This is a genomic window from Neobacillus drentensis (genome assembly GCF_036966985.1).
In the GTDB taxonomy this organism is placed as follows: domain Bacteria; phylum Bacillota; class Bacilli; order Bacillales; family Cytobacillaceae; genus Neobacillus; species Neobacillus drentensis_E.
In genome coordinates, this window is the sequence record NZ_JBALSN010000488.1 from 269 (window position 1) to 6,913 (window position 6,645).

A 6,645-nucleotide genomic window follows, 5' to 3' on the forward strand; every position below is an offset into this window, starting at 1 on the left:
CCCAATGGAGCGGGGAAAACAACCACGATCAGAATGCTGGCGACACTTTTACGATCCGATGAGGGCACAGCAAGAATCTTTGGACACGATGTAGTGAAAGAGGCACAGATTGTCCGTCAACTCATTGGAGTGACTGGCCAGTACGCATCAGTAGATGAGTCACTTAGTGCTACGGAGAATTTGGTCATCTTTTCTCGACTGTTAGGACTAGGACGTGCAGAATCAAAGCGTAAGGCAAACGAGCTGCTAGAGGAATTTGGATTAACAGAAGCTGCCAAACGTCCTTTGAAAAATTTCTCTGGTGGTATGCGTCGCAGATTAGATTTAGCAGCAAGTCTCATTACACAGCCGCCGCTTATCTTCTTGGATGAGCCGACGACTGGACTGGATCCACGAACACGTAATCAAATGTGGGAGACCATCCGCCGATTGGTAAAGATGGGATCAACGGTATTGTTAACTACACAGTACTTACAAGAGGCAGATGAACTTGCGGATAGGATAGCGGTTATCGATCATGGCAAAGTTGTTGCCGAGGGAACTGTGGACGAATTAAAAGCGTCAGTAGGGAACTCATCGTTACAATTGAGATTGGAAGATACAAAAGATATGGAGGACGCTCGTCAAACGGTTGAACGGGTACTCAAAGTTAAGTCCAGTGTGTCGTCCGAAGGTGTGAAGATTATTGCACCAATGGCGGATGCTAATAAAGTGACTGACTTACTTATCGCTTTCCGGGAGTCAGGAATCCAATTGGCTGAGTTGAGTGTGCAAAAACCAACACTCGATGAAGTTTTTCTGAATATTACTGGTCATGGGGTAGAGGACACATTAAAATTGCCAGGTAAATCGGGAGAAGAAGTGGAGGTTGGCATATGAAGAACAATACGATGAAGTCGTTTTCTGATCGCCAATTAAAAAATAACACAAGCTTCAGTCAAGCAGTCCGTAACTCGTTTACCATGGCCTATCGTGGGTTGTTGAAAATTCGCCGCACACCTGAACAATTGTTTGATGTTACGCTCCAGCCAATCATTTTCACTTTGATGTTTACTTATATTTTTGGCGGGGCTATCTCTGGGAACGTACAGAACTATTTACCAGTCATTATTCCTGGTATCCTTGTTCAAACGGTGATTTCAACCTCAATTGTCACTGGCGTCCAGCTGCGTGAGGACATGGATAAAGGCGTGTTTGATCGATTTAAGTCCTTGCCGATTGCTCGTATTGCTCCGTTAGCAGGAGCGTTGCTGGCAGATAACATTCGGTATACCATTGCTACTGTGCTTACTTTTGTTATGGGATATATTATGGGGTATAGACCTGATGGTGGTCTAGGTTTTGTCGCCATCGCTGGCCTGCTTGTGATTGTGTGCTCTTGGGCAATTAGCTGGATTTTCGCCTTCTTCGGCGTGATTGCACGTACGGCTTCAAGCGTACAAGGAATCTCGATGCTCGTGCTGTTTCCACTTACGTTCCTTTCTAACGCCTTTGTTCCAGTTGAGACCATGCCTAATTGGCTTCAGTGGTTCGTGAAGTTAAACCCAGTTTCACATCTCGTGACAGCTGTCAGAGAGCTTGCCAATTCTGGAAACATTGGCATGGATTTCGGCATCTCCCTCATTGGGGCTGCTGTCATAGTAGCGATCTTTGCACCAATCACAGTACGTGCTTATATGCGCCGAGCATAGACATAATAATGGGGTCAGTCCCCCGCTGCTTTAACGTAGCGGGGGACTGACCCTTTTCATTATTACTGGGAGCTTGCTTCACTTACCAGATCTTCTTCTTTGAAATTATTTAGGATGAAAGCTTCTTCTTCTGATTTGCTCATGATTCCATAAGCTTCGCCGACCGTCCCTCCTTGGTAGGTCCAGAAATAATTGTGGTCATCATCTATTTCAGAAAAAGTGCCCTTTTTCCATTTAAGTAAAATGGCTAGCAAATCATCTTTTTGTTCAAACTCACTGTTCTTCACAATGTTATAAACTTGATTAATCGTATCCGGGATCATAGGAATGGCTCCCCACTTTTCTTTCGCTTTCACTTTTTGATGTGTCATTTTGTGCATCACTTCAATAACCGCATCTTGTGAACTACTATCATCAATCCCAATATCATATTGAATTCCGCCAATTTTGGCTGTCTGCTGCTTGTCCACTTTCTTCTTCTCTTTATTGTCAGTATCTTGAACAGCTTTCGCTTCTACTTTCTCATGTTTTTTTTCAGGTTCGGCCCCAGTGTCAATGAAGTTAAATCCTCCGTATTTTACGCCTATTAAAATGGCCAAAATAATCCCAATTATGATTGATACTTTTGTCACTTCATTCCCCCCTATTGATAGTGGATAGTTTTAACTTAACAAAAAATTCAGAATTATTCTAGTTTATTTAGTTAACATAATCCTTCCAAAGAAGACAGCTATCGACATGTTACTGAATTTGAATTTAATAGATTAGAAAGGATGTCGGTTCGGGACAATTGTGGTTTGAATCTATTACTTGTAAGTACTCTAGCAAAGAATTACTATTTAGAATAGAATACTGACAATCTAAAGGAGGGTTAAATGTGGAAAAGCAGATTATCAAGAAGGAAAGTGGCAACGAGTATATCGTAGGTACTTATCGCATATGGAAACAACCGAGTGGAGGTATCGGAATAAAATTCGATGGAGAAAAGGAGCTTTATAGTATCCCTAAAGGTACGGATCTCTATCATAAAATAAATAAGCGCTTTGAAACTGAAGAGTAGGTCGATTTTCGTTCCTTCATGCACGGTAGGGGCCGCTGAAGAGGAGCCGAGGGGAAGGTTCTGTTGGCCATTCCAACCATAATAAGAAGCCATGTGAACCTCCCCTGTGGCGTTTTGAGATTATCTTTCTTTTTGTGAATGTCCAGATTTCCCCTCAGTAATTACACGATCAATATCAAGATAGGGCTTCCCTTTTATTGCATCATTAGAAACAATTTTGGTATTTTCCTTGTGATTGTCTTCCATCCAAATACTCCCTCCAAAATTTAGAATAATGTTAGTTTGTACAATCAATTGATATTAAATACCGGTGCCTGTCACGCCTCGGATTTTGTCGAAGATTAATAGATATTTAAAGAAAGGAATTATTTAACTATCGCTTAACTACTTCGTGATATATTTTAAAGCATATGATGCAAGCTGTACTCGATTTTCTAGATTCAGTTTTTCCAAAAGGTTTTTCATATGGTTCTTTACGGTATTCTCAGAAATAAACAGTTGTTCGGCTATTTGTTTGTTTGTTAACCCTTTTGAAACTAATAGAAGTATTTCTTTTTCACGAGGTGTTAATGAACTAATGGATGGAGTGTTTTGTAAATCCCGTTCTCTAAACTGATAGAGAAGTTTTCCTGCAAAATCTTTAGCAGTTGTATTTGACCCCTCAATAATAGAGCGTAAGTATTGCAGCCAATCATCAGGATCCATATTTTTCAGTAAATATCCTTGAGCTCCATACTGTATAGCAGTAAATAAATCCTCGATATAATCTGATACGCTTAAAATGATAACCTTTATATATGGGAATTTTTCTTTTATTATTTTCGTTGCTTCCAATCCGCTCAAAACGGGCATATGAATATCTATTAATAATATATCTGGAAACAGTTTTTCACAGAACTCAATCGCTTCTTTTCCATTCGTTGCCTGCCCCACAATAGAAAATAGAGAATCCCCCTCCAGCATTTCGGTGATGGCAAGACGCGCATGAGGATGATCATCCGCAATTAATATCCGGTAATTTTCCATTATTGTTTCTTGACTCCTTTAATTATTATTTTGCTGCCAAGATTCTTTTCAGAGGAAATATCGATGGCAGCTCCTAATTTGGATACCCCCTCTTTCATCATAAGAAGCCCGTATTTGCTTGGCAAAATTTCATTTTCGGAAAATCCTCTTCCATTGTCCTCTATGATTAGCTTCCAATCATTTGGACGGGTTTTGAAGTGAAGGGATGCACAATTTGCAACGGAATGCTTTCTTATATTTGTGAATGCTTCTTGTATCAAACTAAACAGTTGAACTTCTTCTGCGGGAGTAAAATAGTTTTCATGTATACTAATTGAAATTTTTAGATCTATACCAGAAACCGTATTCCAATCATCCAGCCAACTCTCAATTCTTTTTGAAAGAGTAACGTGTTCGGAGGGACTAGTCCGTAAATTGTAAATGGCTTGTCTGAGGTTCGAATCAATTGAATTAACTAACCCCTGTGCATCATTAAGCTTTCCCTTTTTTAAGTTAACATTTAATAAAAATAATGTTTGGGCAATGTTGTCGTGTAATTCTTTTGCCAGCCTTTCACGTTCTTCGTATATAGCACGTATTTCACGTTCTGAAGATATGCGATGGTTTTGTTCCTTAATCGTCTTAAACATCCAGTTTGAAAAAGCGAAGGAAACGATAAATGTTAAAATTGTAATAAAATAATTTCCTGTTTCCATTGACATGCCTTGAAGGAAAGGGCCGCTGTGCCGTAAAAACTCAAATCCACCAATAAGAATGGTGGGAATTAAAATCGTAATCCATTTAAGATCTCTGTATACCATTGATAATTCCCCTATAATTCTTGAATTTATTTTAATAGTAACATGAACAGAATGTTTTAAAAAAAAGATTTTCTGTCAAAATTATGTCACACTTTTCAAAGAAACTAGCCCTTATGGGTCATATATAGATTAACCCTGTCTAATGTAAATTAATATTATCAAGTTCATTATAGGGGGAGTAAAAACATGAAAGTTTTTAAACTATTATTACCAACCTTTTTAGGATTATTTTTATTTGCAAGTGTAGCAAGTGCCCATGTTACGGTAATGCCTAAACAATCTACAACAGGTGCGTGGGAAACGTATACAGTTAAGGTTCCTGTTGAAAAGAATGTGCCGACAACAAAGGTTACGATTAAAGCGCCGGCAGGAGTGGAAATTAAATCATATCAGCCAGTTCCAGGATGGAAATATTCTGATGAAAAAGATGCGAATGGTCTTGTAAAATCATTTACATTTGAAGCGACAGGGGAAGGAATTTTACAAGGTCAGTTCCAACAGTTTACCTTTGTGGGAAAAAACCCAGACAATGCAACAAAAGCAGCTTGGGATGCTTTTCAATATTATAAAGATGGTAGTATTGTAGAGTGGACAGGAGATGAAAGTTCCGAATCTCCACATTCCATCACAGAAATTGTAGCAGGTTCAACAGAAGATCATCATGATGCAAAGAGTACGAACCAAGAAACTCAAAAGACTGAAAAAGTAGAAACAAAGACAGAGAAAACAAGCGACTCTCTACCTTTAATCTTATCAGGGCTTGCACTTTTAATTTCAGTAGTTGCGAGTGTCATTGCTATTCGTAAAAAATAATAATTAGAAACAAAGAGCAGTGGTCTTTTTATGGCCAACTGTTCTTTTTTTGCGGTCAGACCTCCACGCTGGTGACAGTATTAGAATCTTGGAGGCTAATTCTTCACAAAAGAACCATTTTGTTGTCCCAGCATGGCTTTAAAGAATCTGCGTATTATTCCTTAAACGCTGTCAATTCACGTAAATCATTGACAGCAAATTTAGCACTCTCTTTTTTATCTTTATGAAACCCGATTCCTGTTAAAGAATCATGGCATTCGTAGGAATTAGTTGCAAAGCTTTTGTAGCCTTCAGGAACGGTGAAGATTTCTACTGTAATGGTTAAACTTTTGCCAGTGTAGACCTTAATAATCTCCAGCTCATCAATCTTAAACTTTGTTACTACTCTCATACCATAATCCTCTCCGCCCTTAAGGTAATCGGTTTCCTGTATCCATAGTCAAGTATACGGTAAAAGACTACCTCATGAGTCTTCATGATTTGACGATAATCAAACTTTTTTGAAGTTGCGAGCTGAGGTAACTTTTAATTAAACGTTTGTGTAGTTTTCGAAAATGTAGGACGGACCCCTTTTTATTTGTTTAAATATCTCCATAACGTTGTTCGACTGATACCAAGCTGCTCAGCTGTTAAAGTTTGGTTGCCATTATGTTGATCAAGTACTTGCTTGATTATATCTAAATTAAATTCATGTAATGTTTTGCTGCTGTTAAATGGAATATTCATTCCATCTTCTGAATAAGAAATATTTTCAACAATTTTTTGTTTGCCCAAAACACTATTGACATTATTACTAGTTATATATAGCGATTTAGATAAGTAGACTAATTCGGTTAGAACATGTTTTAATTGTATGAAATTACCTGGCCAATTATATTGCGAAAGAGTAGCCAGAGCATTGGGTTCGTACCCGATAATATCCGTATTGTTTTCAATATTTACCTTATTTAAAAACATCGTTAATATAGCTGATATTTCATTTTTTCTTTCTCTTAAGGTAGGTAGAAGGAAACTTATAGAATTCATTCGATTCATTAATTCTTTATAGAATTCTGATGTAATACCTTCAGATGTCCTTTCGCAAATAAAGATCAGTCGATTATTTACGTGTAAGTTAGTAGATTCAATAATAGTCATTAACTTTTCGAAGTTTTCATTTGAAATTTTATCAAAGTGATTAAACTGGATGGTATTACCAACTTCAAGGAAAGGGCCGTTACTAGTGTTTAAAAGATGTTTCCACATTGTATCATTT

Annotated in this window: 10 protein-coding genes; 4 read left to right on the plus strand and 6 right to left on the minus strand. The window is 37.9% G+C overall.

Going from position 1 to position 6,645, the window contains the following annotated elements; translation table 11 throughout:
- Together V7659_RS26015 and V7659_RS26020 are read left to right on the plus strand one after the other, a co-directional pair.
- Positions 1-879, plus strand: an 879-nt coding sequence (locus V7659_RS26015; RefSeq protein WP_335542996.1) for an ATP-binding cassette domain-containing protein, incomplete at its 5' end; no start/stop codon positions are given.
- Entirely contained in the window at positions 876-1,691 is an 816-nt protein-coding gene (locus V7659_RS26020) for an ABC transporter permease (RefSeq protein ID WP_335542997.1), read from the plus strand. The genes V7659_RS26015 and V7659_RS26020, both read left to right, overlap by 4 nt.
- 62 nt (positions 1,692-1,753) lie before the next feature.
- Here V7659_RS26020 and V7659_RS26025 read toward each other — a convergent pair whose 3' ends face one another.
- On the minus strand, positions 1,754-2,323 hold the full coding sequence (locus tag V7659_RS26025) for a DUF6241 domain-containing protein (RefSeq protein ID WP_335542998.1): 570 nt from the start codon (positions 2,321-2,323) through the stop codon (positions 1,754-1,756).
- 245 nt (positions 2,324-2,568) lie between these two features.
- Between V7659_RS26025 and V7659_RS26030 the strand changes: the two genes are divergently transcribed.
- On the plus strand, positions 2,569-2,751 hold the full coding sequence (locus V7659_RS26030) for a hypothetical protein (protein WP_144555993.1): 183 nt from the start codon (positions 2,569-2,571) through the stop codon (positions 2,749-2,751).
- 120 nt (positions 2,752-2,871) lie between these two features.
- Here the strand turns inward: V7659_RS26030 and V7659_RS26035 are convergent, their stop codons facing one another.
- From V7659_RS26035 to V7659_RS26045, 3 genes are all read right to left on the minus strand, one after another.
- Positions 2,872-2,997 carry a hypothetical protein gene (locus V7659_RS26035; protein ID WP_335542999.1) on the minus strand — a complete coding sequence of 42 codons (126 nt, stop codon included), beginning with the start codon at positions 2,995-2,997 and terminating at the stop codon, positions 2,872-2,874.
- Positions 2,998-3,135: 138 nt separating this feature from the next.
- On the minus strand, positions 3,136-3,777 hold the full coding sequence (locus V7659_RS26040) for a response regulator transcription factor (RefSeq protein WP_335543000.1): 642 nt from the start codon (positions 3,775-3,777) through the stop codon (positions 3,136-3,138).
- Positions 3,777-4,577, minus strand: a complete 801-nt coding sequence (locus tag V7659_RS26045; protein WP_335543001.1) for a sensor histidine kinase — start codon at positions 4,575-4,577, stop codon at positions 3,777-3,779. Before V7659_RS26045 ends, V7659_RS26040 begins: the two co-directional genes overlap by 1 nt.
- 186 nt (positions 4,578-4,763) lie before the next feature.
- Here V7659_RS26045 and V7659_RS26050 point away from each other — a divergent pair, with 186 nt between their 5' ends.
- Positions 4,764-5,390 carry a YcnI family copper-binding membrane protein gene (locus V7659_RS26050; protein WP_335543002.1) on the plus strand — a complete coding sequence of 209 codons (627 nt, stop codon included), beginning with the start codon at positions 4,764-4,766 and terminating at the stop codon, positions 5,388-5,390.
- Between the two features lie 154 nt (positions 5,391-5,544).
- Here the strand turns inward: V7659_RS26050 and V7659_RS26055 are convergent, their stop codons facing one another.
- Together V7659_RS26055 and V7659_RS26060 are read right to left on the minus strand one after the other, a co-directional pair.
- A complete protein-coding gene (locus V7659_RS26055; RefSeq protein ID WP_335543003.1) occupies positions 5,545-5,781 on the minus strand; it encodes a hypothetical protein in 237 nt (78 codons plus the stop codon).
- A 182-nt stretch (positions 5,782-5,963) separates the two neighbouring features.
- Positions 5,964-6,645 (minus strand): helix-turn-helix domain-containing protein (locus V7659_RS26060; RefSeq protein WP_335543004.1); only part of this gene is annotated, 682 nt, incomplete at its 5' end.

Coding starts and splice junctions, on each gene's coding strand:
- V7659_RS26035 (WP_335542999.1), bottom strand. CDS start 2,997: ATGGAAGACAATCACAAGGAAAATACCAAAATTGTTTCTAATGATGCA.
- V7659_RS26055 (WP_335543003.1), bottom strand. CDS start 5,781: ATGAGAGTAGTAACAAAGTTTAAGATTGATGAGCTGGAGATTATTAAG.
- V7659_RS26020 (WP_335542997.1), top strand. CDS start 876: ATGAAGAACAATACGATGAAGTCGTTTTCTGATCGCCAATTAAAAAAT.
- V7659_RS26050 (WP_335543002.1), top strand. CDS start 4,764: ATGAAAGTTTTTAAACTATTATTACCAACCTTTTTAGGATTATTTTTA.
- V7659_RS26045 (WP_335543001.1), bottom strand. CDS start 4,577: ATGGTATACAGAGATCTTAAATGGATTACGATTTTAATTCCCACCATT.
- V7659_RS26040 (WP_335543000.1), bottom strand. CDS start 3,777: ATGGAAAATTACCGGATATTAATTGCGGATGATCATCCTCATGCGCGT.